A 26,242-nucleotide genomic window follows, 5' to 3' on the forward strand; every position below is an offset into this window, starting at 1 on the left:
GTGCTGCACTTTCGGGAGAAGGGGCGGGGTGCTGTTCTGCGCTTTCGGGTGACGAGGCATAAATGACGACCCGTCACGACGTTGCGGACCCCGAGCTCGCGGGCTCGGGGTCCGAACGGATCGACTGGGCGGCGCGGGCGATGCCCGTGCTCGCCCAGGTCGGGGAGCGGTTCGCGGCGACGCGACCGCTGGCCGGCCTCGCGGTCGCGGCGTGCATGCACGTGACCGCCGAGACGGCGAACCTCGTGCGGGTGCTGTGCGCCGGGGGAGCGTCGGTCTCGCTCGCGGCGTCGAACCCGCTCTCGACGCAGGACGACACCGCGGCGGCACTCGTCGCCGAGGGGGTCGCGGTCTTCGCGCGCCGCGGCGTCGACCGTGACGGCTACTACGCGCACATCGCGGCGGCGCTCGACGCCGGCTCGGCCGCGGGCGGCCCGCACCTCGTCCTCGACGACGGCTGCGACCTCGTGACGACGCTGCACACCGCGCGCACCGACCTGATCCCCGCCGTGCGCGGCGGGACCGAGGGCACGACGACCGGCGTCATCCGGCTGCGGCAGATGGCCCGCGACAACCGGCTGCGCGTGCCGATGGTGGCCGTCAACGACACCGGCACCCGGCGGATGTTCGACAACCGCTACGGCACCGGGCAGTCGACGCTCGACGCGATCATGCGCGTCACCAATCTGCTGCTCGCCGGGCGGACGCTCGTCGTGGCCGGCTTCGGGCCGTGCGGCCAGGGTGTCGCCGAGCGGGCGCGGGGGATGGGCGCGCACGTGCTCGTCACCGAGATCGACGCCAACGCCGCGCTGCAGGCGACGATGGAGGGCTTCACCGTCGTCCCGATGGCCGAGGCCGCGGCGCGGGGCGACGTCTTCGTCACCGCGACCGGCAACCGGGACGTTCTGCGCGCCGAGCACTTCGCGGTCATGCGCGACGGGGTCGTCCTCGCCAACGCCGGCCACTTCGACGTCGAGATCGACGTCCGCGCCCTCGCGGCCGGTGCGACCGCCCGCCGGTCGGTGCGCGAACAGGTCGAGGAGTTCACCCAGCCCGACGGCCGACGACTGCTGCTGCTCGCCTCCGGCCGGGTCGTGAACCTCGCCGCCGCCGAGGGTCACCCGGCCGCCGTCATGGACATGTCCTTCGCCGGCCAGGCCCTCACGCTCGCCTGGCTCGCCGACGGCGCCGGTCTCGAGCCCGGTGTCCACGTCGTACCCGCCGACATCGACTCCGAGGTCGCCGCGCTCAAGCTCGCCTCGCTCGGCGTGCGGCTCGACGAGCCCTCCCCGGAGCAGGTCGCCTACCGCTCCTCCTGGGAGCAGGGCTCCTGACCCTGGACCCGGCGGGCCCGCGCGGCCTAGCATTACTGGGATACAGCGTCTCAAAAATTGGAGCCCGGACATGGGTGGATGGCCCGCGAGCATCCCGGCGGAGTGGGCACCGCGGCCGGAGGACGAGCTGCTGCACGAGCCGGTGGGCGACCCGGCCCTGCCGTGGAAGGAGACGTTCTTCTTCACGCTGCGCGACCCGAAGCTGAACGCGAACCTCGCGATGCACATGACGGTGAGCGCGAACCGGTCGCCGAGCACCCGGGTGAACGTGGCCGCCGTGCAGGGCTACCACTCCACGATGCAGGTCCGCCACGAGGACGGGATCGCGAACGCCAAGCAGATCGGGAACTCGATGTCCCGGCTCGAGATCGGTCACCTGTCCTGGGACTCCGACCACGAGCTGCGCTGGGTCGCGGACCTCGACGAGGTCTCGATCGATCTGACGGTCCGTGGGAAGCACTACGCGCCGCTCTGGGACACGATGTTCGAGGGCTACTACGCCAAGGGCACCGCGGAGGACGGCCAGTTCTACGCGCACACCGAGCAGGTCGTCGTCGCCGAGGGCACGCTGACGTGGAAGGCCGACGGCGCCCCGCAGCCGTTCTCCGGCTTCGGCTGGCGCGACCGCGGGTGGGGCCGGCGCAAGACGCAGCTGATGTGGAACACCGGCTGGGACCTGGTCGGGGGAGTGCTGCCCGACGACAGCGTCTTCTCGTTCATCGCGCTGCGCAGCCACGAGCTCCCCGAGCCGGCGCCGATGCCGGTCGCGGGCTGGTGGTCCGACGCGACGACGCTCTCGCCCCTGGTCGGCGGGTACTACCACAAGGAGGCCACGATGGCCCCGCGTGAGTACCGGCTGGAGTTCGACAACGGCGTGGTGCTCGAGGCCGCGACGGTGCGGCCGACCGGACGGCTCGTCACCTCGCTGCACGAGCCGGACTACAACCCGCAGCTGCCGAACATCTCGCCGAGCATGATGGATTGGTACGCGCTGATGCGTGACGGCTCCGGCGCGGAGTTCGAGATCTTCACCCAGTGCGGGGTCGTCCACAAGCTCGACGTCTTCCGCGACGCGCAGTTCATCCGCGCCGGCCACCCGCCGGTCCGCGAGTAGGGCCTTAAACGACCGGACCGCCGGGGGCGGTCTCCCGGCGGTCCAGGTCGGCGCTGCTGGCGGGCGCGCCGTGTGGCCGTGGTGGTGCTGGTTGCCGTGCCGCCGGGGGGCCACACCCCGGCGGCACGGAGCTCTTGTTTCTAGCTGGCCACGCGCGCGGTCGGGAACGTCCGCGCGACGACGGTGCGCGCCCAGCGCATCCGCAGGCAGGTGATCTCGGGGTCCTTGCCGTAGCTGGCGGCCAGCTCCTCGGCGCACTCCCGGATCTGCCCGTGGTGGCTGCGCAGGCTCTGCGAGATCGCGGCCGCGACCTTGTCCGCGTCCAGCTCGTCGGACGGCTGGAGGCTGCTGCAGAACAACACCTCGGCCAGGTCGCCAACCGTCATGTCGGGCGTCACCTGCACCGTCACCTGCTCGCTCATCGTTGAGCTCCCCCGCGTCGTTCCGCGCCCCTTGGCGTGGAGTCGTGTGCGCTGAGACGCCGGAGGACGCAGATCCGATTCACCCCGGAGGCAAATTCCGCGGTGTGTCGCGGGAAATCAGCCGATCGGCTGAGGGTGCATCACCCGCTTGGTGGACAAATCGGAAACTCGGCGTTGACCTGCGGGTTTACGCCGTCCGAGTGACCGGGCGCGGACTCAGCCGGGGGTGGCGAACGGCCCCGGCGGTGGCGGGGGCTCCGGCGCCGGGGGGTTCGGTGCCGGGGGTGGCGGGGGGTTCGGTGCCGGGGGGTTCGGTGCCGGGGACGGCGGGACGGCCGGCGGTGCCGCCGCGGGGGGAGTTGCGGGGGGAGTTGCGGGCGGCGGCGCTCCCCAGCCCGGCTGCGGGGCACCCCAACCCGGCTGGCCCCAGGACGGTTGGGCGCCCCAGGACGGTTGAGCGCCCCAGGACGGTTGGGCGCCCCAGGCGGGCGGGCCCCACGCGGGCGCTCCCGGTGCCATCTGGCCGGGGGCGATGCCGGCGCGGGCGAGCTCGCGGTTGCGCCGCTCGGCGAGGACGGCGGACAGGACCGAGACCGGGTCCGACCCCCCGGGTGCGGTGGTGCCGAGCGCGGCGAGGACCTCGTCGGCGAGCTGCCGGGACAGGGACACCGCGAACTCGGGGTCGAGCTCGTCCTGGCGGCTGACGACCTGCCGGGCCTCGAGCGCGAGCGGGTCCGGCAGCCGCGACACCGGCAGCGAGGCGGCCCACTGCGCCAGGTGCGGCGGCATCTCCGCCGGCGGGGACGTCGAGGTGGGCACGCGCTCGCGGATCACGACCGTCCCGGCGAGCATGTCGCCGACCCGCTTGCCCTTCGCCGACCCGAGCGAGACGAGGACGCCGACCGCGCCGACGAGGATCGGGTTGAAGTCGACGAGGACGCCGACCAGCGCCCGCGTCAGGGCGTGGCGGAACCGGACGGGACCGCCGTCGTCCCGCACCACGCGCAGGCCGAGCACGGCCTTGCCGGGGCTGCGGCCGCGCGAGAGCGTCTCGAACAGGACCGGGTAGCCGATCACGACGCCGACGACGCTGACCAGGACGATCGCGGCGCCGAGCGCCTCGTCGGTGTTGCCGGCCGCGACGGCGGCGAGGACACCGATCGCGAACAGGGGGATCGCCATCAGGACGATGTCGATGACGAGGGCCAGCGCGCGGCTGGGCACCTTCGCGAGGCGGAGTTCGAGCGCGACGGCCTCGCCGGTGACGACGTCCCGGGCGCCCGGCGGGGGAGCCGACGGAGCCGGCCCCCATCCCGGAGCGGACCCCGGCCCCCACGCGCTCATGGTCCTAGTCTCTAGGACGTGGACATCGATGCGTTCGTCGCCGTGCATTCGCGCGACTGGGCGCGTCTCGAATCCCTGCTCACGCGCTCGTCCCGGTTGACCGGGGACGAGGCCGAGGAGGTCGTCGCGCTGTACCAGCGCGCGGCCACCCACCTGTCGATCCTGCAGTCGGCGGCGCCGGACCCGGCGCTGGTCGGCCGCCTCTCCAGCCTGGTGGCCCGGGCGCGCTCGACGGTCGCGGGCGCGTCGACCCCGGCGCGGCGGGACGTCGCGGACTTCGTCCTCCGGGGCTTCCCGGCCGCGGTCTACCGCGCGGCCCCGTGGTGGACGGCGGTGTCGGCCGCGTTCCTCGTCGTCGTCGGCGCGATGGCGGCCTGGGTCGCCCGCACGCCCGAGGTCCAGGCCTCGATCGGCGCGCCCGACGAGATCGCGACGCTCACCCGTCCGGGCGGTGAGTTCGAGTCGTACTACTCGACCCACGCGGCCAGTTCGTTCGCGGCGCAGGTGTGGACCAACAACGCGTGGGTCGCCGCGATGTCCCTCGCGCTGGGGATCACGATCGTGCCCGTCCTGTTCGTGCTCTGGACGAACGCGGCGAACGTCGGCGTCGCCCTGGGTCTGATGGCCGAGGCCGGGCGGCTGGACATCTTCCTCGGCCTGCTGATCCCGCACGGGCTGCTCGAGCTCACCGCCGTCTTCGTCGCCGCCGGGGCCGGCCTGCGCGTCGGGTGGACCCTGATCGACCCCGGCCCGGACCCCCGCTCCGTCGCCCTCGCCCGCGAGGGCCGCGCCGCGATGGGCATCGCGATCGGGCTCGTCGTGGTCCTGCTGATCTCCGGAATTCTCGAGGCCTTCGTGACCCCGTCCGGGTTGCCGACCTGGGCCCGCATCGGGATCGGCGTCGTCGCCGAGGTGCTGTTCCTCGTCTACGTCTTCGTGCTCGGCGGCCGCGCCGCCCGCGCCGGCCACACCGGCGACATCGACCCCACCGCCGCCGGCGACCTCCGCCCCGTCGTGGCCTGACGCACCCCTCGCCGCCCGCCCGCCCCGCCCCCCGGGTACGCGCTTCACTCGCCGGGGACAGCGCTTACTCGCCCGGCCGGGCGAGTAAGGCCTGGCTGCGGCGAGTGAAGCGCCGAGGGTCAGCGGCGGCCGCGGGTGCGGAGGACGATGCCGCCGGCGATCAGGGCGACGGCGGCGATGCCGAGGGCGACGGCGGTGCTGGTCCCGGGCCCCTCGTCGTCGCCGGCGTCGGAACTCGGGCCGAGGATCGACGGGGTGTCCGGGCTCGACGGGCTCGAGGTGGACGCCGCGGCCGGGGCCGCGCCCCGGCCGAAGGGGAGGGTCTCGTTCGCGGCGAGCGCGCGGCTGCCGTCGCAGCGGAAGGACGACGGGAGGTCCCGGTACGCGGCGAGGGTCCGGTCGTCGCTCGTGCTACGACCGGCGAAGACGACGAACGGGCCGGGGCCGCGCAGCTCCAGACCGCAGGAGGCGCCCTCGGCGTAGCTGACGACGCGTTGGGGGTCGGTGATCGTGCCCTTGTAGACGCGATCGACGGCGAAGGTGTGAATCGCCGGGTCGATCGAGGACTGCGTCCGGTTGCCGCCGTTCGGCAGGTCGCGGCTGACCAGCGTCCCGGTGAAGACGGCGCTCGCCCGGGCGAAGGCCTCCGCGTCGGTGCTCGGCGCGCAGCTGCAGGCGTGCGCGGTCCCCACCCCGAGGGTGGGGACCGCGGCAGCCGCGAGTCCGACGGCGAGGCCCAGGCGGGCGAGGGCGTGGCGCACGAGCTACGTGATCTTGTGCGTGCCGCCGCACAGGTTGATCTGCAGCGGCTTGCGGTCGGCCGCGCGGCGGGCGGCCTTCGACTTGTTCGCCGGCTCGGCGCGGGTCGCGTAGACCATGTACGTCGAGCCGACCGAGAGCCGCACGCCGCACGTCGCGCTCGAGTTCGCCGTCGCGACCAGCTGCGGAACACGCACCTTGCCCTTGTAGGTGCGGCTGACGGAGAACGCGTACGTCACGGTCTCGGCGCCGGTGCTGCCCGGGCTGTCGACCGTGCCGGACTTCGACTTCACCTTGCCCTTGAAGACGACCTGGGCCTGCTTCTTGAGCTTCTCCTCGCTGACGGGCCCGATGCACGAGCAGGCGTAGGCCGGGTTCGCGCCGAGCACCGGGGTGAGGCCGACGACCAGACCGGTCGCGAGCACGGCCTTGCCGACGAGACGGGACGCGTTGCGCGCGGTGGGGTTCACGGGTCCTCCTGGGTCCGGGTGTCCTCATCCTGGAGGACGAGAGCCCCGGGCAGAACGTTCGTTGCTCCGGGGCTCGCGTGCGGGTCGCGCGGGCGGCTACTCGACGTCGCCGCCGGCCGGCGGGCGCGCGCTCTCCCCGGCGACCTGGATCAGCGTCGAGGCGTGCTCGACCACGGTCGACGACAGGCCCTTCGGCTGCTCGGCCGGAGCCGCCTCTCCGGCCGGGGTCGCGGGTGCGGGCTGGGCGGGTGCGGGCTGGGCGGGTGCGGGCTGGGCGGGTGCGGGCTGGGCCGGAGCCTGGTCGGCGGGGGCCGCCGGAGCCGGGGCCTCCGGGGCCGGGACGGTCTCAGCGGGAGCGGCTTCAGTCGGGGCGGCTTCAGCCGGGGCGGCCTCCGCGGGTGCGGCCGCGGCGGGGGCCGCGTCAGCGGGTGCGGCCTCGGCGGCGGCGGGTCCGGGCTCGTCGGCCGGGGAGACGACGTGCGTCGCCGCCGCCGGGTTCACCCCCAACGCCGGCAGCGTGCAGAACGCCAACCCGGTCGCGAGCAGAACGCGCGTATAAGTCCCACGAGTCACAACAGCCTCCCCTGTAACAGCTAGGTCGGCCCACCGTTCCCCGGAATCCGCCCGAAGTCCAGCAAATCGGGCCGGAGCCGGGCCGTGTCGTCGCGGCCAGTAGCCTCAGGCCCCATGGCCAAGGGATCCGCGAAGGACGAACGGGCGGTCACGCCCCAGAGCGAGAACTTCTCCGACTGGTACAACGACGTCGTGCTGCGGGCGCAGCTCGTCGACCGCGGCCCGGCCAAGGGCACGATGGTGATCCGCCCGTACGGCTACCGGCTCTGGGAGCTGCTGCAGTCGGCGCTCGACGGCCGCATCAAGGACACCGGCCACGAGAACGCGTACTTCCCGCTGTTCATCCCCGAGAGCTACCTCAAGCGCGAGGCCGAGCACGTCGAGGGCTTCTCGCCCGAGCTCGCCGTCGTCACGCACGCCGGTGGCAAGGAGCTCGAAGAGCCGCTGGTCGTCCGTCCGACGTCCGAGACGATCATCGGCGAGATGATGGCGAAGTGGATCGCCTCGCACCGCGATCTGCCGCTGCTGCTCAACCAGTGGGCCAACGTCGTTCGCTGGGAGCTGCGCCCGCGCATGTTCCTGCGGACGACCGAGTTCCTCTGGCAGGAGGGTCACACAGCGCACGTCGACGAGGCCGACGCGATGCGCGAGACGCTGCAGATGCTCGACGTCTACGTCGAGATCGCGCGCGACTGGGCCGCGATCCCGGTCGTCCCGGGGGAGAAGACCGCGGGCGAGCGCTTCGCCGGCGCCCTGCGGACGTTCACCATCGAGGGCATGATGCGCGACGGCAAGGCCCTGCAGTCGGGCACGTCGCACTACATGGGCACGAACTTCGCCAAGGCCTTCGACATCAAATACGCTGACGCATCGTCAGGTGGCCAGCAGTACTGCCACACCACGTCCTGGGGCATGTCGACGCGCATGATCGGCGCGATCATCATGGCCCACGGCGACGACAAGGGCCTGATGCTCCCGCCGAAGCTGGCGCCCCATCAGGTCGTCATCGTGCCGATGGGCAAGGGCGACGCCGCCGGTCCGGTGCTGGAGGCCGTCGACGCCCTCGTCGCCGAGCTCAAGGCGCTGAAGGTCCGCGTCCACGTCGACGACCGGCCGCAGGTCTCCATGGGCTTCAAGTTCAACGACCACGAGATGCGGGGAGTGCCGCTGCGCATCGCGATCGGGCCGCGCGACCTGGAGAACGGCGTCGCCGAGGTCGCTCGTCGTGTCACCGGTGAGAAGGAGTCGCTCCCGCTCGCCGGCCTGGCCGCCGCGATCCCGGGCATCCTCGACGAGATCCAGGCGGCGATGCTCGCCCGCGCGACCGAGTTCCGCGACGCGAACATCCACACCGTCGACACCTGGGACGCCTTCCTGGAGGCCACGAACACCGGCTGGGCCCGCGTCCTGCACTGCGGTCAGCCCGCGTGCGAGGACGACATCAAGGCCGCCAGCGCCGCCGCGACCCCGCGGTGCATCCCGAACGACGGCGAGCCGGAGGAGGGCACCTGCATCCGCTGCAACGCCCCCGCCGCCTACGGCACGCGGGTCCTGTTCGGCCGCGCCTACTGACCACCGCCGCCGCCGCCGAAAAGGGTGACACCCTTTTCGGCGCCGGAAAGGGTGTCACCCCCACTGCGTGAAGAAAGGGTGACACCCCTTACTGCGGAGTAAGGGGTGTCACCCTTTCTTGACGGGAGCGGCTTTGACGGGAGCGGCTTTGACGGGGGCGGCGCTGACCGGGGTCGGCGGCGGAGCGGGGGTCACTTGACGGTGAGCGTGCCCGTCATGCCGAAGTGGTACGTGCAGTAGTACGGGTATTCGCCGGTCTTGTCGGGAGCGGTGATCTCGCCCTGCTCGCCGGCCGTGAGGTCCCCGCTGTCGAACTCCTTGCCCTTGGTCTTCTCGTCCTTGAGGTCGTGGGTCGCCTGACCGGCGTTCCCGACCATGACCACGGCGCCCGGCTCGACGGTGAGGTTCGCCGGCGAGAACTTGTTGTCGGTCATCGTGATCATCGCGTGGTCCGAGTGGTCGGTGCTCGGGGACGCGGAGGCGTCGCTCGCACTGCCGCTCGAGCTGCCGCCGACCGGCTGGTTGACCGTGTCGGGGGTGGTCGGTGACGCGGTCTCGTTGTCGTCGTCGTCCCCACAGGCGGCGAGCCCGACGAGCAGCACCACCGAAGCGGCGGCGGCGAGCTGGGTGCGGAAGTTCATGCTGGGCGTCCTCTCGAAGGCAGGCGCGACCCGCGGGGGCGGGTGCTCACGCCGTGTCGGCACGCATTCGCAGCGAACCTACCGCGCGGGTTGGTCCGTTCCGGCGGCCTCGGCGGCGGGACCGCCGCGGCGCCAGAGCATGCCCACGCCCGGGATACCCAGGACGGCCCGTCGAACCTCGTCGGTGACGCGTAACAGTTCGGCCACGTCCGGGCCGAGGCGGTCGACCTGCTGGAGAACCGGCATCAGACCCTCGGTGTGCTCGAGGGAACGCTCGGCCTGGACCATCAGCGAGTCCGCGCGGTCGAGCAGCGCGTCGGCCTTCTCGACCATCGTCAGGACCTTGCGGGGGAGCCGGACGAACCCGGCCACCACCGAGGCGACCTCGGCCGAGGCGGCGACGGTCGCGGAGACCACGCGGTCGGGATCCAGCGGGGGAGCCATGGCATCGAGCATTACATGCGCAGCGCCCCGGTCAGAGCTTTCCGGCCGCCTTGAGTTCCAGGTAACGGTCCGCGAGGGCGGGTGGGAGCACCTCGGGCGGGGCGTCGAGGACCTCCACGCCGCGCCGCCCGAGCAGGGCCGCGGTCCGGGCCCGCTGGCCGCGCATCCGCTCGGCGGCGGCCGCCGCGTAGACGGCGTCGACGTCGCCGCGGCCGGCGGCGAGCTCGGCGATCCGGGTGTCCGCGACGGACGCGAGCAGCACCCGGTGGCGGGCCGTCAGCGACGGCAGGACGGGCAGCAGCCCGGCGGTGACCGGCTCCGGGTCCAGCGCGGTGAGGAGGACGACGAGGGACCCGCGGCCACCCCGGCGCAGCACCTCCGAGGCGAGGCCGCGCATGTCGGTCTCGACCAGAGCGGGCTCCACCGGTGCCATCGCCGACACCAGCGCGGGCAGCAGGGCCGAGCCGCTGACCCCGGCCACGCCGGCCCGGACCTGGCGGTCGTAGGCGAACAGGTCGATGCGGTCCCCGGCGTGCGAGGCGAGCGCGGCCAGCAGCAGCGCAGCGTCCATCGCCGCGTCCAGGCGCGGGGCGTCGCCGACGCGACCGGCCGACAGCCGTCCGGTGTCGAGGACGAGCAGCAGCTGCCGGTCCCGCTCGGGCCGCCACGTGCGGACGGTGACGTCGGACGTCCGGGCCGTCGCGCGCCAGTCGATCGACCGCACGTCGTCGCCGACGACGTACTCGCGCAGCGAGTCGAACTCGGTCCCCTGGCCGCGGACCATCACCGCGGTCCGGCCGTCGAGCGCGCGCAGCCGGTCCAGCCGCGACGGGAGGTGGCAACGGCTGGCGAACGGCGGCAGGACGCGGACGACGAACGGCGCGAAGTGCGCCCCCTGACGGGCCGCCAGACCGAGCGGGCCGACCGAACGCACCGTCACCCGATCGGCGGGACGGTCGCCGCGGCGGGTGGGGTGCAGGGGCGTCACCACGCGCCGGATCTCCCCGGGCGGGATTGAGATCTGATGCCGGGTCACCGTGGCCCCTGCGCTCGGGGGCCACGCATCGCGCAGGACGCCGCGCACCGTCCGCGAGCCGCGGTTGGCCACGGTCAGCGTCACCTCGGTCGGTTCACCGAGGCGGACCGTGCCGGTGCCCGACCGCGTCGTCGCGAGGTCCTTCACCCGGCCCGCGAGGACCAGGTCGAGCCCGATCGCCGCCAGCAGTGCGAGGTCCACGACGAGCACGGCGACCGGTGTCGCGGCCGCGTACGCGACCACGGTTGCGAGGACCGCGATCAGCGCCGCGCGTCCGGTCAACGCCATCGAGAGGCCCCCCGGACCGTCACCGCGGCACCGGCACGTTGGCCAGCACCTGGTCCAACACGCCCTCGGTGGTCGCGCCCTCGAGCTCGGCCTCGGCCCGCAGACCGAGACGGTGCCGCAGCGCGGGGCGCGCGAGCGCCTTGACGTCGTCGGGCAGCACGTAGTCCCGACCGGACAGCCAGGCCCAGGCGCGGCTGGCGGCCAGCAGCGCGGTCGCACCACGGGGCGAGACGCCGAGCCGCACGGCGGGCGACTCGCGCGTCGCGCGGCACAGGTCGACGACGTAGGCGACGATCTCGTCCCGCACCGTCACCGCTCGGGCCGCGGCCTGGGCGACGGCGAGGTCGGCCGGCCCGGCGACGGGGGTGACGCCGGCGGCTTCGAGGTTGCGCGGGTCGAAGCCGGAGACGTGCCGCTGCAGTACCGAGATCTCGTCGTCGCGGCCGGGCAGCGGCATGACGAGCTTGAGCAGGAACCGGTCCAGCTGCGCCTCGGGCAGCGGGTAGGTGCCCTCGTACTCGACCGGGTTCTGGGTCGCGGCGACCAGGAACGGCTCGGGCAGGGGCCGCGGGGTGCCGTCGACGGAGACCTGCCGTTCCTCCATCGCCTCCAGGAGAGAGGCCTGGGTCTTCGGCGGCGTCCGGTTGATCTCGTCCGCGAGCAGGAGGTTGGTGAACACCGGCCCGGGACGGAAGGAGAACTCCGCGGTGCGCGCGTCGTAGATCAGCGACCCGGTGACGTCACCGGGCATCAGGTCGGGGGTGAACTGCACGCGCGTCGTGCGCAGGTTCAGCGCGCGGCAGAACGAGCGCACCAGCAGGGTCTTGGCGACACCGGGCACGCCTTCGAGCAGCACGTGCCCGCGGCAGATCAGGGCGATCACCAGCCCGGTCACCGCGGCGTCCTGCCCGACGACGGCCTTGCCGACCTCGGCGCGGAGCGCCACCAGAGCGGCGTGCGCGCGAGCCACCTCCTCCGCGGAGGGGGAGGTGGAGGCTCCGGTGAGGTTCTCAGTCACGGTGTTCCTTTCGGGGGGTGACCTTCCCGCGCTTTCCCGTTCCGCAGTTGCGCGGCCAGGGTGTCCAGGGAGTCGGCGAGGTCGACGAGAGCGGCGTCGCCGTCGGGGGCCTCGCCGTAGAGCAGTTCGCCGATCTCGTGCGAGGGCCGGCCGGTGTGCCGGGCGACGGCCTCGGTGACCGCGCGCGGGTCGGCCCCGACCGGCGGCAGTCCGAAGCGCGGCGCGATCGAGCGGACGGCCGCGTCGCGCAACGACGTCGCGGCCCGGTGCCGTGCCTCGGCCCGGCGGTAGAGGCGGGCGAGGCCCTCGGTCGCCTCCGCCGCGCGGACGACGACGGGCAACGGCTCCGCGACCACCGGCCCGAGCCGGCGCGCGCGCCAGGCGGCGACGACCAGCGCGGCGATCGCGAGCTGCAGCAGCGCGACCTTGACCGAGTCCGGCAGCAGCACGTGCAGCGGCTTCGACCCGCCCTCCAGGGCCGGGTCGTCCAGCGACGGGCGGAACCACACGAGGTCCGCGCGCTCGCCGAGCAGGCCCAGGGCCAGGGCGGCGTTGCCGTCGGAGTCGAGGCGGTCGTTGGTGAGGAAGTTGCCGGCGCCGAGCGCGGTGACGCGGCCCTCCCGGGCCAGCGGAGCGGACGGGATCCGCTCCTGCTCGGCGCGCGGGTAGCAGAGCGCGACGGGCGGCGCGTCCGGCCGCGGAGCGAAGCGGCCGTACTCGACGCCGCCGACCTCGGCCCGCCCGGCCCGCTGCGCGATCGGCAGCGCGCAGCCGGGGTCGCGGTCCTCGACGTCGTCCTTGACCAACGGGACCAGGTCCGAGGCGACCGCCTCGAGGGCGGCGCTCGTCGGCTGCACCAGCACGACGCCGGCGGCGTCCGCGGTGACGGCGGTCAGCCGGTCGGCGGGCAGCAGCGCCGGGTGGGTGACGAGCACGGTGGCGCCCTCGGCGGCCGCGCGAGCCTCCGCGACCGTCCGCGCGACGTGGACCGTGACGCCCTCGTCGCGCAGCAACTGAACGATCGCCCGGCTGCCGGCCGGCTCGTAGGACTCCGCGTCCAGCTCACCGGTCGCGCCGCGGCCGGCGAGCACCGCGAGTCCGACGCTGACCAGCAGCAGGACGGTTACCGCGATCACCGGCACCCGAACCGACTGCCAGACCGTCCGCGCGCCCGGGGCCGCGGAGGTGGTCGGCACCGCGTTCTCGACGGTCGCGGTGTCGCTCATGACCCGCTCCCCGGGGCGACCCAGGTGTCGGGGGCGGCGGCGGCCCTCGCCACCGGGCGGGCGGCCCGGGCGGCGCGATCGGCGTCGGCGACGGTGTCGTGCCCGACGACGGTCGCGGTCCGTCCGCCGTAGCGGACCTCGTCGAACACGCGGGCCGCGGCGCGCAGCGGAGCGGCGCAGCCGGGCAGCAGTCGCCCGCCCTCCTCCGCGGCCTCGTTGGCGGTCCGGCCCGGCCGCGGGTCGAGCAGGCCACGTTCCTCCAGACCGCGGACCAGCGCGCGGAACCGCTCGGTGACCGCGGCGGAGAGGTCCCCCGCCGCGAGGGCGCGGTCGGCCTCGGCGTGGTGCTCGGCGGCGGTGCGGACCGTCGTCCCGAAGACCTCCGCGGTGCGCCGACCGGAGGTCGTGAGCTTCCCGAGCCGCGCCCGCAGGCCCCACAGCGCGAGCAGGATCAGCAGCGTGAGCAGCACGAGCGACCAGCGCCCGCCGGGGGCGTTGTCCGCGGTGCGGTTGAACAAATCGCCGAGCCGGTCGAGGATCTCGTCGGTGATCCGCTCGAACAGCGTGGGTTCCTGACTGCGGTACGTCGGGTCGGACAGCTCCCGCTCGGCGGCCTCGCGGGCCGCGGCGGGGTCGGGCACCACCGGCACGGTCAGGGCGCCGGTCGCGAACCCGCTCACGCGCGCGGGCCCGCGCCGGTCCGGGTCGACCGGACCAGCGTGATGTCGAGCGCCTCCCGGCGCATCCGCAGATCGATGTAGAGCAGGGCGGCCACGCCCGCGGTGAACGGGTAGGTGATGGTCCCGGCGATCGAGGTGCCGATCGTCGTCAGGACGTAGAACCACACGCCGGGCGCCTCGGTGCCGTCGAGGTCGAAGCCGGTGAGGACGGCGCCGAAGGTGAACGGCGTCTGGATGATGCCGCCGAGGATCGTCGACACGACCGTCGAGAGCAGCAGGACGCCGAACACCCGCCACCAGCTGCGCCGGACCAGTCGCGCCGAGCGGCGCATCGCGCCCGCGATCCCGGTCCGTTCGAGCACGAGCGCCGGGGCCGCGACGCCGAGCCGCACCCAGAGCCAGACCGCGACGGGGACAGCGATCACCTCGCCGACCACCGCGACCGTGACGATCACCGGGGTCGAGGCGTCCGCGACCGCCACCGCGATCGTGATCAGGATCGGGATGCCGATCACGACGCCCATCAGCAGCATGATCAGCACCGACAGCCAGATCAGCTTCCAGAGGTGCGGGCGCACCGCCGCCCACGCCTGAGCGGGCGTCACATCCTGGCCGAGCACGGCCCGGCTGACGATGAACACCAGGATCCCGAGCAGCACCATCTGCGCGAGCTGCCCGATGACGATCGTGACGACCTGCGCGACGTTCGCCGCCGCGCTCGGTTCGCTCTCGGGGCCGGTGATCTCGCCGCCCGAGATGCCGGAGGTGTTCCGGTAGAGCAGGTACAGCGCCCCGGCCTGGAGCAGCGAGACGACGGTGACGACCGCCGCCGACAGCCCGAGCTGGAGCTTCCAGTGCCGGCGCATCGTGGAGATCGCGCCGTCGATGATCTCGCCGACCCCGAGCGGCCGCAGCGGCACGACACCGGGCCGGACCTCGAGCGGGCGCGGTGCGTAGCCCGGGCCGTAGCCGGGGGCGCCGTAGCCCGGACCGCCGTACGTGGCGGTGGGGGCCGGGGCGGACCAGCCGCCCGACGCGGGTGTCTCCCCGGACGCGGGCGAGGACCAGCCCGGCGGCTCGCTGGTCATCGTCCTCCTCCCGGGCCCGTCCGTCTGGCAGTGATCATCGTGTCAGGATCGGGGCCCATGAGCGCCCCCGCCCCGCTCCGGTTCGACGCCGCCGTGCCCGCGGTCGTGCTGCTGGACCAGACGCGCCTGCCGACCGCCGAGGTCGAGCGGGTCTGCGCCGACGTGCCGGCCCTGGTCACGGCGATCCAGCAGCTCGCGGTCCGCGGCGCGCCGCTGCTCGGGATCGCCGGCGGCTACGGCGTCGCCCTGGCCGCCGCCCGCGGCGACGACGTCCCCGCGGCCGCGCAGGCCCTCGCCACGGCCCGGCCGACCGCGGTCAACCTCGCGACCGGCGTCGCCCGCGTCCTCGCGGCCTGGGCGGACGGCGGCCGCACGGCCGAGGCCGCACTGGTGGCTGCGGACGCCCTGGCCGCCGACGAGGCGCAGGCCAGCGCGGGGATGGCCGAGCACGGCCTGACGCTGGTGCCGGAGGGGGCCCGCATCCTGACCCACTGCAACACCGGCGCCCTCGCCGTCGGGGGGACGGGCAGCGCGTTCGCGGTGGCCCTCGCGGCCCACCGGGCCGGGCGGCTCGCCCACCTGTGGGTCGACGAGACCCGCCCGCTGCTCCAGGGCTCCCGCCTGACCGCCTACGAGGCGCGGCGCCACGGGATCCCGCACAGCGTCCTGCCCGACTCGGCGGCGGCGGCGCTGATGGCGTCGGGCCAGGTGGACCTGGTGATCACCGGCGCGGACCGGGTCGCCGCCGACGGTGCGGTCGCGAACAAGGTCGGCACCTACTCCCTCGCCGTGCTCGCCGCCCACCACAGCGTCCCGTTCGTCGTGGTCGCCCCGCGGACCACCGTCGACCTGGGCACCGCGGACGGCGCCGGCATCCCCGTCGAGCAGCGGGCGGCCGAGGAGGTCACCCACCACGCGGGGACCGCCGTCGCCCCGCCCGGGACCGCCGCGTTCAACCCGGCCTTCGACGTCACGCCCCCGGATCTGGTCACCGCGCTGGTCACCGAGGTCGGGGTCGTACGCCCGGTCAACCGGAACGGCCTGGCGCGCGTCATGGAGACATGAGGACGCAGGCGCGCGCGCTGACCAGCGCAAAACCCCGGCTCGGGTGCAACGATGGGCGCATGAAAGGTCGCGTACTGGTCGTGGACGACGACACGGCCCTGGCGGAGATGCTCACCATCGTCCTGCGCAGCGAGGGCTTCGAGCCCCACGTGTGCGGGGACGGCGACCAGGCGCTCGCCGCGTTCCGTGAGTTCAAGCCGGACCTGGTCCTGCTGGACCTCATGCTGCCGGGGCGGGACGGGATCGACGTCTGCCGTGCCCTGCGGGCGGAGTCCGGAGTCCCGATCGTGATGCTGACGGCGAAGACCGACACCGTGGACGTGGTGCTCGGGCTGGAGTCCGGGGCCGACGACTACGTCGTCAAGCCGTTCAAGCCCAAGGAGCTGGTCGCCCGCGTACGGGCGCGCCTGCGCCGCCAGGAGGACCCCACGCCGGCGTCGCTGACGATCGCCGACCTCGAGATCGACGTCGCCGGGCACTCGGTCAAGCGCAACGGCCAGCCGATCGCGCTGACGCCGCTGGAGTTCGACCTCCTCGTCGCCCTGGCCCGCAAGCCGTGGCAGGTCTTCACCCGTGAGGTGCTCCTGGAGCAGGTGTGGGGCTACCGCCACGCCGCCGACACCCGCCTGGTGAACGTGCACGTGCAGCGCCTCCGCTCGAAGATCGAGCACGACCCGGAGCACCCGGAGATCGTCGTCACCGTCCGTGGCGTGGGGTACAAGGCCGGGCCTGCGTAGCGCATGTACGGGACGGCCGCGGCGGCCGGAGCTCTGCGACGGATCTGGGCCGGCGTCCGCCTGGGTATCCGCCGGGTGCTGCGCGCCTGGCGCCGCTCCCTGCTGTTCCGGGTCGTCGCGGGGACGCTCGTCCTGTCGGTGCTCGTGCTCGTCCTCGTCGGGCAGTTGGTCCTCACCGGCGTCCGCGACGGCCTCGTCGACGCGAAGGTGGCGGCCTCGCTCGCCCGCGCCGAGGTCGGCTTCGAGAGCGCCCGCACGCAGCTGACCAGTGAGCAGGCGAGCTCGGCCGACGTCGGGCAGCTGCTCACGCAGGTCGTCACCGACCTGCGCAACCAGGCCGGGCGCACCGACCTCTACGAGATCGTCCTGATGCCGCCGCCCGCGACCGACACCTCGACGCCGGCCGGTCGCGGTCTGCGGACCACCGGCGTCGGCGTGAACACGATCCCCGAGGAGCTCGTCCGGGCCCTGTCCGAGCGGCCCGAGCAGACGATCTCGCGCTTCGTCGCCCTCTGCTACGGCGAGCCGGGGGAGCCCTGCCCGGAGCCGGGCCGCGACGCCGGGCCCGGTCTCGCGGTCGGCAAGCAGCTGCGTCTGGGGACCGGGTCGTACCAGCTGTACTTCGTCTTCCCCCTCACCGAGGAGGCCAAGACCGTCAGCCTCGTCCGCGGCCGCCTGATCCTCGGCGGCGCGGCGATGACGTTGCTGCTGGCGGCGATCGCGTTCCTCGTCGCGCGCAGCGTCGTCCGGCCGGTGCAGTCGGCCGCCAAGGTCGCCGAGCGGCTCGCGGCGGGACGCCTCTCCGAGCGGATGACCGAGAAGGGGGAGGACGAGCTCGCCCGGCTCGCGTCCTCGTTCAACGAGATGGCCTCCGCGCTGGCCCGGCAGATCCGCCAGCTCGAGGATCTCTCGCGCCTCCAGCGGCGCTTCGTCTCCGACGTCTCGCACGAACTCCGGACGCCGCTGACGACGATCCGGATGGCCGCCGACGTCCTGCACTCCGCCCGGGAGGACTTCGCGCCGCCCGTCGCCCGCTCGGCGGAACTGATGCACACTCAGGTCGAGCGGTTCGAGGCGATGCTCACCGAGCTGCTGGAGATCAGCCGCTTCGACGCCGGGGCCGCGGTGCTCGAGCCCGACCCCGTCGACCTGCGCGACGTGGTGCGCCGCGTCGTCGAGGCGGTCGAGCCGATCGCCACCGAGCAGTACTCGACGCGCTTCCGCCTCGACCTGCCCGACACGGAGTGCATCGCCGAGGTCGACACCCGCCGGATCGAGCGCATCGTCCGCAACCTGCTCTTCAACGCGCTCGAGCACGGGGAGGGGCGCGACGTCCTCGTCCGGGTCGCGGCCGACGAGACCGCCGTCGCGCTCGCCGTGCGCGACTACGGCGTCGGGCTGCGGCCGGGGGAGGCGTCGCTGGCGTTCAACCGGTTCTGGCGGGCCGATCCGTCCCGGGCGCGGCGCAGTGGCGGCACCGGGCTCGGACTGTCGATCTCCCGCGAGGACGCGCGGCTGCACGGCGGGTGGTTGCAGGCCTGGGGCGAACCGCGGGCCGGCGCGCAGTTCCGCCTGACCGTCCCGCGCATCGCCGGGACCGTGCTCACCACCTCGCCGCTGCCCCTCGAACCGCCCGACCGGCACGTCGTCCCGCCGCTGCCTGCCGAGCCCGAGACCGGCGAGGATCTCCAGCGTGCGGGGAGGGGGCCGGATGTCTGAGCTCCGCCGGTCCGAGCTGTGCCGCCACTTCGCATTGCGGGTGTCCGCCGCTGCGAGTGCCCTCGCGGTCGTCGCCGGGTGCGCCGCGATCCCGACCTCCGGCGACCCGCAGATCGTCAAGGCCGAAGGCGCGCCCGCGCAGTCCGACGCCGAGGTGCGCGTCATCGCGCAGGGGCCGCGGCCGGGCGACAGCCCGATCTCGATCGTGTCCGGGTTCCTCGAGGCGTCCGGCACGACCGAGGAGGGCTTCGCCACCGCGCGCAAGTTCCTCACCCCGGCCAGCTCGACCCGGTGGAACGCGCGCGGCATCACGATCTACGACCAGGCGCGCTTCTCCCTCGGCGAGCGCAGCGGCGACCGCGTCGTGCTCAGCACCGTCGCCGTCGGCCGCGTCGACGACCAGGGCGTCTACACCGCCGAGCCGGGGGAGCGCAGCGTCCAGTTCACGTTCCAGCTCGTCCGCACCGGCGGCGACTGGCGCATCGATGAACCGCCGACCGGGCTGCTGGTCTCACGCCAGGACTTCGAACGCGAGTACCTCAAGGTCGACAACTACTTCGTCGCGCGCCCGCCCCGCACGTCGGTCCTCGTGCCCGACCCGGTCTACCTCCCGCGCGCCTCGACCTCGCCCACCGCGCGGCTGGAGGCGTTGCTGCGTGGGCCGTCCCGGTGGCTGGACGCGGTCGCGATGACCGCGGTGCCGACCGGGGCCGCGCTCGCCGAGCCCGTCAACGTCCTCTCCGGCGTCGCGCTCGTGCGCCTGACGCCGGAGTCGCTGCCGATCGAGGGTGTCCAGCGGGATCTGATGTTGGCTCAGATCGTGATGACCCTGATGCAGGACCCGGAGGTCTCGCAGGTGGAGGTCCGGGCGCTCGCCGAGCCGCCGCTCTCGTTCGGCGGGGCCGGCAACACCGTGCTGCGGCGCGCGGACGTCGTCCCGTACCTGCCGGCCGACCAGCGTCCGCCGCCCGCGCCCGCGTACTTCGTTCGGGACGGCTCGGCCTACATCTCCGGCGAGCAGATGGTGCAGGGCCCGATCGCCACCGACGCCGAGCTGGTCGAGATCGCGGTCTCGCCCGGGGGAGGCCTCCTCGCCGGCGTCTCGAGCGACCGCACGACGCTGGTGACCGGGCGTGCGGACGACCCCAAACGTCTGGTCTCCCGGGCGAAGGGGACGAACCTGCGCTCGCTGTCCTTCGACGGCGACGGCAACCTCTGGGTGCTCTCCGGGGAGGGCGGTGGCACGGTCGTGCTCCGCTACCCGCCCAGTGGCCCGCCGCAGCGCGTCCGCGTCGACGGCTTCGAGCCGCGGCAGATCCTCCGGCTGCGCGTGGCCGCCGACGGCGTCCGGCTCGCCCTGGTCCTCGACACGGTCCGCGGGACGCAGGTCTACGTCGCCCAGTCCACCGAGGACACCGACGGGCTGGAGATCTCCGGCCCCCGGCGCATGGCGGGCCAGCTGACCGGGCTCCGCTCGGTGGACTGGATGGACTCCGGCCGCCTCGTCGTCCTCGGCTCGCTCCCGGACGGGCAGCTCCAGCCGTTCGAGGTCCAGCTCGGCGGACCTGTCCGCGCCCTCGCCGGCACGCTCCCCGGCATCACCGAGGTCTCCGCCGCCTACGGCCAGCCGCTGATGGCCGCGACGAAGAAGCAGATCTACCGCCTCCGCGAGGACGGCGCCTGGCTCCCCGAGGGCCCCGGCACCGCGGTCACCTATCCCGGCTGAGCCCCGCCCCCGCCCGCGTCAAAAAAGGGTGACACCCCTTACTGCGCAGTAAGGGGTGTCACCCTTTCTTTTCCACAGGAGCGGCTGTCCACAGGCACCGGCGACCGGATGCCGGGAGGTGGTCGAACGCGGCAGGCTCGGGGCGTGGGGCGGTGGATCGGGCCGACGCGTCTGGCGGGCCTGCGGAGCACGCTGGCGGACCTCGTGCTGCCGACGCCGTGCGCGGGGTGCGGGGGCGACAGCGTCGTGCCGATATGTCCGGATTGTCTGGCCGGCTTGGGAATTCCGCGCCTCGTGCCGCCGCAGCCGGTGCACCCGGCGGGGTTGCCGCCGGTGCGCTGTCTCGCGGAGTGGGAGGGCATCGCGCGGAACCTGGTTCTCGCCCACAAGGAGCGGGGGCGGACCGAGCTCGCGCCCGTGCTCGGGCGGGCGCTGGCGCCCGCGGTGGCCCCGGCGGGGCCGGGTCCGCTGTTGCTGGTTCCGGTCCCGAGCCGACCCGGCGTGCGACGTTCCCGCGGCCACGACCCGGTTGGGCGCACCGCGATCGCCGCCGCGGCGGCACTGCGTGCCCAGGGGCGCACGGCGCACGCGTTGCCGCTCCTGCGCCACGCCCGGACGGTACGCGACCAGGCCGGCCTGAGCTCGACGCAACGCGCTCGAAACCTGGCCGGCGCACTGGTCGCGCGGCGCGGTGCGTCCGCCGCGATGCCGGGCGCGGCGGTCGTTTTGATCGACGACGTCCTCACCACCGGCGCGACGTTGAGCGAGGCCGCACGAGCCTTGCGCGAGGCCGGAATTCCCGTTCTGGGCGGGGCTGTCGTGGCGGCGGTCCTTAAGCGAGCCTGAGCAAATCACGCCGACGACGATTCACCCTGTGCACCGGAGCGGACACGGGTTACCGTCGTCTGCATGGCACCTGCCCGGGTCCGTGGTTGCGCCGGTGCAAGCCGGCTAGCCGAGGCCAGCCGCAGGCGAAGCGGCCCACGTAAGGCGACTCTTCGTCGTCCGATCACGGTGCGGTTTAGAAGTAAGTCCTGCCCCGCCGAAAGTCCAGATGGCTTTCGTCCCGGGAGAAGGGGAGTAGTGGCTCTGGCTGCGAGACCCTCAGCAGGCGAATGTGGGGTAGAAGACCAGGTCGGCCGGGCAGGTGTCATCTCAGTCGGGGGGTTTCCCCCCGACCACCCACCGAGAGCGGTGGGTTAGTCGCATCCCCGAACACAACGGGCCTTGCGTCCGTTGCCTGTAGCAAGGGAGTAGGCGTGGAAATTGTGGTCAAGGGTCGCCGCACCGATGTCTCGGAGCGGTTCCGCCGGCACGTCCAGGAGAAGCTCGCCAAGCTCGAGCGCTGGGACGGCAAGATCATCAGTGTCGACGTGGAGGTGTCGAGAGAACGCAACCCCCGACTCACCGACGTGTGTGAGCGGGTCGAGATCACCGTGATGACCCGCGGCGCGACCGTTCGCGCCGAGGCTGCAGCCGCGGACCCCTACGCCGCGCTGGATCTGGCTTTCGGGAAGTTGGAGGTGCGCATGCGTAAGGCCGCTGACCGTCGCCGCGTCCACCACGGATCCCGCACACCGGTCTCGGTCGCCATGGCGACCGCTCCGCTCGCCTCCGCCAACGGCTCGTCCGCGAAGGCCGCGGCCGCCGTTCTCGAGGTCGACGAGGACATGATGAGTTGGGGCGACGGCGGCCTCGACGTCGAGGGCGACTGCCCGATGGTGGTTCGCGAGAAGACCCACCAGGCCGCACCCATGACGCTGGACCAGGCGCTCTACCAGATGGAGCTCGTGGGTCACGACTTCTTCCTGTTCGTGGACGCCGACTCCGGCCTCCCGAGCGTCGTCTACCGCCGGCACGGCTACGACTACGGCGTCATCCGCCTGCAGACCTGAGGAGGGTCTGACCCGCGACAACTGACGACCCGGCACTTTTCGGTACACAACGGGTCAAGTCGAACGGGACCACCCCGTGTGGCTACTCCGAACATTTCCAATCGGGCCACACGGGGGGCCCGTCCGGGTTAGGTTGCGGGCATGAGCGACCCCGGCAGCGAGGTGGGCGGCGCCGAGATCCCGCGTCAGTCCGGGCCCCCCAACGAACCGATCCGCGTCCTCATCGCGGACGACCACGTGCTGTTCCGCCGTGGTCTGGAGATGGTCCTCTCGCAGGAGTCCGACTTCGCCCTCGTGGGCGAGGCGGCCGACGGCGAGGAGGCGGTGCGCAAGGCCGCCGACCTGCTCCCCGACGTCGTCCTGCTCGACGTGCGCATGCCGAAGCTCTCGGGCATCGAGGCGGCCGCGGCGATCAAGGAGGTCGCGCCCGTCGCCAAGATCATCATGCTGACGATCAGCGACGAGGAGAGCGACCTCTACGAGGCGGTCAAGGCCGGCGCGACGGGGTACCTGCTCAAGGAGATCTCCATCGAGGAGGTCGCCACCGGCATCCGCGCGGTCCACGAGGGCCAGTCGCTGATCAGCCCGGCCATGGCGTCCAAGCTCCTCAACGAGTTCGCCTCGCTGATCAAGAAGGACCCGCGCAGCAGCAATCGCGTCCCGGCCCCGCGCCTGACCGAGCGTGAGCTCGACGTCCTGCGCCTGGTCGCCCGCGGCCGCAACAACCGCGAGATCGCGCGCGAGCTGTTCATCAGCGAGAACACGGTCAAGAACCACGTCCGCAACATCCTGGAGAAGCTGCAGCTCCACTCCCGGATGGAAGCGGTCTTCTACGCGGTCCGCGAGAAGCTGCTCGACATCACCTGACCTTCCGTCAGGGATGGCGGTGCGGGGTCAGCGACCCCCGCCGGCGAGCCAGGCCTTGCCGAGTTCCTCGTCCTTGACGAGGAGCCGGTCGACGATGCTCGCGACGTAGCCCTCGACCTTGCCCCCGACGAGGGGGACCTTCACCGCGATCGACGCCTCGACGGTGACGACCGTCGACGCCCCCGACTCGGCCAGCCGGATCGTGCCGCGCACGTCACCGGGCTGCTTGAGGATCTCCACGAGCAGGGTCGCCTCGGTCGGGCTGGTCCAGGTCTGGGTCTCCTGGATGCCGATCTTGTCGCCGACGAAGTTCTTGATGAAGCCCGGTGGGTCGATGGCCATCAGCCGGTGGACCGAGATCGTCGTGGCGTCGGCGGCCTTCGTGACCGACGCCTCGGCGCTGATCGGGGAGCCGGCCTGCGCCCGCTGCTCCTGGTACCCCGGGTCGGTCACCATCGCATGGACGGCGGCGGGCGGGGCGTCCCAGGTGAACGTGTGCGTGTAGCGAGTGGCCATGGGGCGATTCTGCCGGTCGCGGGCCCCGGCCGCGGCACGCGGTCCGGGTCAGGGCGCGGCGGACGGCTCCGGATCCATGTGGAAGACGAAGATCTTCTCCGCCTCGATCCGCCAGTACGGGTAACCCTGGTCACCGAAGTTGTCCGGCCCGTACTTGTCGCGCAACGCGTCGAGCAGCGGAGCGGCCCAGGGGTCCCCGCCCGTCCAGTCGATCGGGATCGCCCGCCCGTGGACGGTGACCGAGAGGTGCTCGCCGGGCAGGTGCTGCGCGCTCACCTGCGGCCGGGCGGCGATGTGCCGGGCCCGGACCGAGGTGGGGGAGCTGCCGAAGCAGAACGAGCCGCGGACGAAGAACGCGTCGACGGCCCCGACCAGCGGCCGGTTGTCGGCGGTCACGGTGGCGAGGGAGAGCAGGCACATGCCCTGCAGTCGTTCGGTCAGCGCCTTGGCGTCGAGCCAGCGGTCCGCGGTGAAGATGTCCGCGAGGTGGCTGCCGGCGCCGGCCCGGCTCCGGTCGAGCAGCTCCTGCAGGGCGGTCAGGTCCTCGGGGGTCTCGTACATCGGCGGCTCCTCAGGCAGCGGCGAGCAGGGCGTCGTGCAGGCGGTCGGCGAGACCGACCGGTTCGACCCGGTCGATCGAGACGGAGTCGCAGCCCACCCAGGCCGCGGCCTCCCAGAGCGCGGTGGCCATCGGCGCGACGGCCGCCGAGGTGTCGAGGAAGACCGCCTGCGCCGCGAGCGTGGTGCCGACCCGCTTCGGGTCCACGCGGCCGAGCAGACGGCCGCCGGAGAGCAGCGGCATCGTGAAGTAGCCGTAGTCCCGCTTCGCCGCCGGCTTGTACGCCTCCAGGGCGTGGGTGAACCCGAAGACGCGCTGGGTGCGCTTGCGGTCCCAGATCAGGGAGTCGAACGGGGAGAGCAGCGTCGTGCGGTGACGGCCGCGAGCGTCGAGCTGGGCCAGCGCGGCCGGGTCGGCCCAGGCGCGGGCCGGCCAGCCCTCCACCTCGACCGGGACCAGCCCGGTGTCCGGCAGGACGGCCTCGACGTCCGCCCGGGAGATCCGCGGGTAGTCCGCGAGGTCGGCGACGGTCGCGACCCCCATGGCCGCGCCGGCGGCGGCCACCAGTCGGCGGTGGCACTCGGCGTCGTCCAGGGTGTCGGCGGCCAGCACCTCGGCCGGGAGCGCGCGCTCGGCCAGGTCGTAGACCCGGCGCCACCCGACGCGGCGGGTGCAGACCACCTCACCGGTGTCGAGCAGGAACTCGATGGCGATCTTCTGGCCCGACCAGTCCCACCACGGGCCGCCCTTCTTGGCCCCGCCGATGTCGCCGGTCGTCACCGGACCGCCCGCGGCGAGGCGGGCTCGGACCTCCGCGAACACCGACTCGGCCGGGCGTTCGTGCCAGCGGATCCCGCGGTCGCGGAAGTGCCGCCGCCGGAACGAGTACAGCGGCCAGGTCTCGACCGGGAGGATGCAGGCCGCGTGCGACCAGTACTCCACGCAGGCGCCGCTCCAGAACGCCCGCTCGACGGCGGCGCGTCCGACCGGCCCGAGCCGGGCGTAGGGCACCAGCTCGTGGGATCGGGCGAGGACCGAGATCGTGTCCAGCTGGACCGCCCCGACTCCGCGCAGGACCGCCGCGGGATTGCGGGGCCGTGGTCCGAGCAGACCCTGGGCCCGCAGCGCGAGACGGCGCGCGTCAGCGGCGGAGAGGGAGTCCACCCCGCAGATACTGCCGGAGGGGTCCGACAATTACCCCGGGACAGTTACCCGGGACAACAACCTGTCAGTGACCCTCGGTGGAGTAGTCCTCCATGATCCCCACCGCGAGGGCGAAGATGCCGCCGGCGCCGGTGATGCCGACCCCGGTCCAGAACAGCCACCAGGTCGGGTCCATGCACAGCGCGACCCCGGCCACGGTGAATCCCACGCAGATGACGAGGACCGCGATCCACGAGATCGGGCGTCCCTGACCGCCGTGCGCCACCGGTGCCCTCCTCGAGCCGTACGTCGAATGTGCGGCGCTCACTCTACGCAGGGGGGTTGCCCCGGGAGTTACGGGGTCGGGGCGGCGGGGCGCGGGGCCGGATCCCCGGCGAGGCGGGCGTGCATCTCCATGTCGAACCAGCCCCCGCCGGCGCGGGGGAGCGCCCCGCGGGCGACGCCCTCCAGCAGGTAGCCCGCCGCGGTGGCCACCTGGCACGCCGCCGTGTTCTGCAGGGCGTGGTAGAGCGTCAGACGGTTCAGCTCCAGCGAGGTGAAGGCCCAGCGGGTGACCACGTTGACGGCCGCGACCGCGACGCCGCGCTGGCGCGCGGCCGGGGCGGTCCAGAACCCGATGTCGGCCGCGCGGGGCCAGATCCCGAACGAGCGGAGCGTGACCGAGCCCAGCAGCTCGGCGGTCGTGGCGTCCTGGACGGCGAAGGAGAGGACGCGTCCCTCCCGCCACGCCCGGAGGCGGGCGTCGATCCAGGCGCCGGCGGCCTCCTCGGTCTCGGGGACCTTGGCCACGGCCCACTCGCGCCAGACCGGGTCCCGCATCGCGGCGAGCAGCTCCGGGACCAGCCGGTGCTCCCACGGACGCAGCTGGAGCGTGCCGGCCGCGATCTCGATCGGCTCCGGCGGCAGCTCTGGAGGTGCGTGTGGGTCGGGAGTGGTCACAGAGACTATTCAAACTCAGCGCA

General features: G+C 73.5%; 28 protein-coding genes. 11 read left to right on the forward strand and 17 right to left on the reverse strand.

Translation table 11 applies throughout. The annotated features are described in order from the left end of the window. Window positions 1-62: 62 nt before the first annotated feature. Both ABD401_RS01865 and ABD401_RS01870 read left to right on the forward strand, forming a co-directional pair. Window positions 63-1,334 carry an adenosylhomocysteinase gene (locus ABD401_RS01865; RefSeq protein WP_344600976.1) on the forward strand — a complete coding sequence of 424 codons (1,272 nt, stop codon included), beginning with the start codon at window positions 63-65 and terminating at the stop codon, window positions 1,332-1,334. Between the two features lie 70 nt (window positions 1,335-1,404). Further along, on the forward strand, window positions 1,405-2,448 hold the full coding sequence (locus ABD401_RS01870; protein WP_344600978.1) for a hypothetical protein: 1,044 nt from the start codon (window positions 1,405-1,407) through the stop codon (window positions 2,446-2,448). A 140-nt stretch (window positions 2,449-2,588) separates the two neighbouring features. On the opposite strand, the gene ABD401_RS01875 is transcribed toward ABD401_RS01870, so the two are convergent. Together ABD401_RS01875 and ABD401_RS01880 are read right to left on the reverse strand one after the other, a co-directional pair. Next, a complete protein-coding gene (locus tag ABD401_RS01875) occupies window positions 2,589-2,870 on the reverse strand; it encodes a hypothetical protein (RefSeq protein WP_344600980.1) in 282 nt (93 codons plus the stop codon). 216 nt (window positions 2,871-3,086) lie between these two features. Next, window positions 3,087-4,214 (reverse strand): RDD family protein, encoded by a 1,128-nt coding sequence (locus tag ABD401_RS01880; protein ID WP_344600982.1) that lies wholly within the window; start codon window positions 4,212-4,214, stop codon window positions 3,087-3,089. An 18-nt stretch (window positions 4,215-4,232) separates the two neighbouring features. Here ABD401_RS01880 and ABD401_RS01885 point away from each other — a divergent pair, with 18 nt between their 5' ends. After that, a complete protein-coding gene (locus ABD401_RS01885; RefSeq protein WP_344600984.1) occupies window positions 4,233-5,237 on the forward strand; it encodes a stage II sporulation protein M in 1,005 nt (334 codons plus the stop codon). Window positions 5,238-5,356: 119 nt separating this feature from the next. Here the strand turns inward: ABD401_RS01885 and ABD401_RS01890 are convergent, their stop codons facing one another. The 3 genes from ABD401_RS01890 to ABD401_RS01900 form a co-directional block, all read right to left on the reverse strand. Continuing rightward, a complete protein-coding gene (locus ABD401_RS01890) occupies window positions 5,357-5,998 on the reverse strand; it encodes a hypothetical protein (protein ID WP_344600986.1) in 642 nt (213 codons plus the stop codon). A gap of 3 nt (window positions 5,999-6,001) precedes the next feature. Beyond that, entirely contained in the window at window positions 6,002-6,466 is a 465-nt protein-coding gene (locus tag ABD401_RS01895; RefSeq protein ID WP_344600988.1) for a hypothetical protein, read from the reverse strand. Window positions 6,467-6,562: 96 nt separating this feature from the next. After that, a complete protein-coding gene (locus ABD401_RS01900; protein ID WP_344600990.1) occupies window positions 6,563-7,039 on the reverse strand; it encodes a hypothetical protein in 477 nt (158 codons plus the stop codon). 114 nt (window positions 7,040-7,153) lie between these two features. On the opposite strand from ABD401_RS01900, the gene proS reads away from it, so the two are divergent. Beyond that, window positions 7,154-8,611: a proline--tRNA ligase gene (gene proS / locus ABD401_RS01905; protein ID WP_344600993.1), complete on the forward strand. Its 1,458-nt coding sequence runs from the start codon at window positions 7,154-7,156 to the stop codon at window positions 8,609-8,611. Between the two features lie 191 nt (window positions 8,612-8,802). Here proS and ABD401_RS01910 read toward each other — a convergent pair whose 3' ends face one another. From ABD401_RS01910 to ABD401_RS01940, 7 genes are all read right to left on the reverse strand, one after another. Further along, window positions 8,803-9,252, reverse strand: a complete 450-nt coding sequence (locus ABD401_RS01910; protein ID WP_344600995.1) for a cupredoxin domain-containing protein — start codon at window positions 9,250-9,252, stop codon at window positions 8,803-8,805. A 78-nt stretch (window positions 9,253-9,330) separates the two neighbouring features. Then, window positions 9,331-9,696, reverse strand: coding sequence for a hypothetical protein (locus tag ABD401_RS01915; RefSeq protein WP_344600997.1), 366 nt, complete (start codon window positions 9,694-9,696; stop codon window positions 9,331-9,333). A gap of 31 nt (window positions 9,697-9,727) precedes the next feature. Beyond that, window positions 9,728-11,020: a DUF58 domain-containing protein gene (locus tag ABD401_RS01920; protein ID WP_344600999.1), complete on the reverse strand. Its 1,293-nt coding sequence runs from the start codon at window positions 11,018-11,020 to the stop codon at window positions 9,728-9,730. A gap of 19 nt (window positions 11,021-11,039) precedes the next feature. Further along, a complete protein-coding gene (locus tag ABD401_RS01925; RefSeq protein ID WP_425566040.1) occupies window positions 11,040-12,038 on the reverse strand; it encodes an AAA family ATPase in 999 nt (332 codons plus the stop codon). Next, window positions 12,035-13,264, reverse strand: a complete 1,230-nt coding sequence (locus ABD401_RS01930; RefSeq protein WP_344601001.1) for a DUF4350 domain-containing protein — start codon at window positions 13,262-13,264, stop codon at window positions 12,035-12,037. The genes ABD401_RS01925 and ABD401_RS01930 overlap by 4 nt, the downstream gene beginning before the upstream one ends. After that, window positions 13,261-13,944, reverse strand: coding sequence for a DUF4129 domain-containing protein (locus tag ABD401_RS01935; protein ID WP_344601003.1), 684 nt, complete (start codon window positions 13,942-13,944; stop codon window positions 13,261-13,263). The genes ABD401_RS01930 and ABD401_RS01935 overlap by 4 nt, the downstream gene beginning before the upstream one ends. Then, window positions 13,941-15,032 carry a DUF7847 domain-containing protein gene (locus ABD401_RS01940; protein WP_344601005.1) on the reverse strand — a complete coding sequence of 364 codons (1,092 nt, stop codon included), beginning with the start codon at window positions 15,030-15,032 and terminating at the stop codon, window positions 13,941-13,943. The genes ABD401_RS01935 and ABD401_RS01940 overlap by 4 nt, the downstream gene beginning before the upstream one ends. A gap of 57 nt (window positions 15,033-15,089) precedes the next feature. Between ABD401_RS01940 and mtnA the strand changes: the two genes are divergently transcribed. From mtnA to ABD401_RS01975, 7 genes are all read left to right on the forward strand, one after another. Further along, window positions 15,090-16,097 carry an S-methyl-5-thioribose-1-phosphate isomerase gene (mtnA, locus tag ABD401_RS01945; protein WP_344601007.1) on the forward strand — a complete coding sequence of 336 codons (1,008 nt, stop codon included), beginning with the start codon at window positions 15,090-15,092 and terminating at the stop codon, window positions 16,095-16,097. Between the two features lie 59 nt (window positions 16,098-16,156). Beyond that, window positions 16,157-16,834, forward strand: coding sequence for an MtrAB system response regulator MtrA (mtrA, locus tag ABD401_RS01950; protein WP_019878230.1), 678 nt, complete (start codon window positions 16,157-16,159; stop codon window positions 16,832-16,834). A gap of 3 nt (window positions 16,835-16,837) precedes the next feature. Beyond that, complete coding sequence (mtrB, locus tag ABD401_RS01955) at window positions 16,838-18,553, forward strand: MtrAB system histidine kinase MtrB (RefSeq protein ID WP_344601010.1); 1,716 nt, start codon at window positions 16,838-16,840, stop codon at window positions 18,551-18,553. Next, window positions 18,546-20,279 (forward strand): LpqB family beta-propeller domain-containing protein, encoded by a 1,734-nt coding sequence (locus ABD401_RS01960; RefSeq protein WP_344601012.1) that lies wholly within the window; start codon window positions 18,546-18,548, stop codon window positions 20,277-20,279. Before mtrB ends, ABD401_RS01960 begins: the two co-directional genes overlap by 8 nt. A gap of 144 nt (window positions 20,280-20,423) precedes the next feature. After that, entirely contained in the window at window positions 20,424-21,125 is a 702-nt protein-coding gene (locus ABD401_RS01965) for a ComF family protein (RefSeq protein ID WP_344601014.1), read from the forward strand. A gap of 413 nt (window positions 21,126-21,538) precedes the next feature. Then, the gene (gene hpf / locus ABD401_RS01970) at window positions 21,539-22,174 is read left to right on the forward strand and encodes a ribosome hibernation-promoting factor, HPF/YfiA family (RefSeq protein ID WP_344601016.1); all 636 of its coding nucleotides are present in this window, start codon (window positions 21,539-21,541) and stop codon (window positions 22,172-22,174) included. 141 nt (window positions 22,175-22,315) lie between these two features. Further along, window positions 22,316-23,041 (forward strand): response regulator, encoded by a 726-nt coding sequence (locus tag ABD401_RS01975; RefSeq protein ID WP_344601018.1) that lies wholly within the window; start codon window positions 22,316-22,318, stop codon window positions 23,039-23,041. A gap of 27 nt (window positions 23,042-23,068) precedes the next feature. On the opposite strand, the gene ABD401_RS01980 is transcribed toward ABD401_RS01975, so the two are convergent. The 5 genes from ABD401_RS01980 to ABD401_RS02000 form a co-directional block, all read right to left on the reverse strand. After that, the gene (locus tag ABD401_RS01980; protein WP_344601020.1) at window positions 23,069-23,557 is read right to left on the reverse strand and encodes a DUF2505 domain-containing protein; all 489 of its coding nucleotides are present in this window, start codon (window positions 23,555-23,557) and stop codon (window positions 23,069-23,071) included. Between the two features lie 48 nt (window positions 23,558-23,605). Then, entirely contained in the window at window positions 23,606-24,118 is a 513-nt protein-coding gene (locus ABD401_RS01985; RefSeq protein WP_344601022.1) for a pyridoxamine 5'-phosphate oxidase family protein, read from the reverse strand. 10 nt (window positions 24,119-24,128) lie between these two features. Further along, window positions 24,129-25,280, reverse strand: coding sequence for a winged helix-turn-helix domain-containing protein (locus ABD401_RS01990; RefSeq protein ID WP_344601024.1), 1,152 nt, complete (start codon window positions 25,278-25,280; stop codon window positions 24,129-24,131). 64 nt (window positions 25,281-25,344) lie between these two features. Next, window positions 25,345-25,545 carry an HGxxPAAW family protein gene (locus ABD401_RS01995; protein ID WP_344601026.1) on the reverse strand — a complete coding sequence of 67 codons (201 nt, stop codon included), beginning with the start codon at window positions 25,543-25,545 and terminating at the stop codon, window positions 25,345-25,347. Between the two features lie 68 nt (window positions 25,546-25,613). Continuing rightward, window positions 25,614-26,219 carry a GNAT family N-acetyltransferase gene (locus ABD401_RS02000; RefSeq protein WP_344601028.1) on the reverse strand — a complete coding sequence of 202 codons (606 nt, stop codon included), beginning with the start codon at window positions 26,217-26,219 and terminating at the stop codon, window positions 25,614-25,616. Window positions 26,220-26,242 lie beyond the last annotated feature (23 nt).

This window comes from Sporichthya brevicatena (genome assembly GCF_039525035.1).
Taxonomy (GTDB): domain Bacteria; phylum Actinomycetota; class Actinomycetes; order Sporichthyales; family Sporichthyaceae; genus Sporichthya; species Sporichthya brevicatena.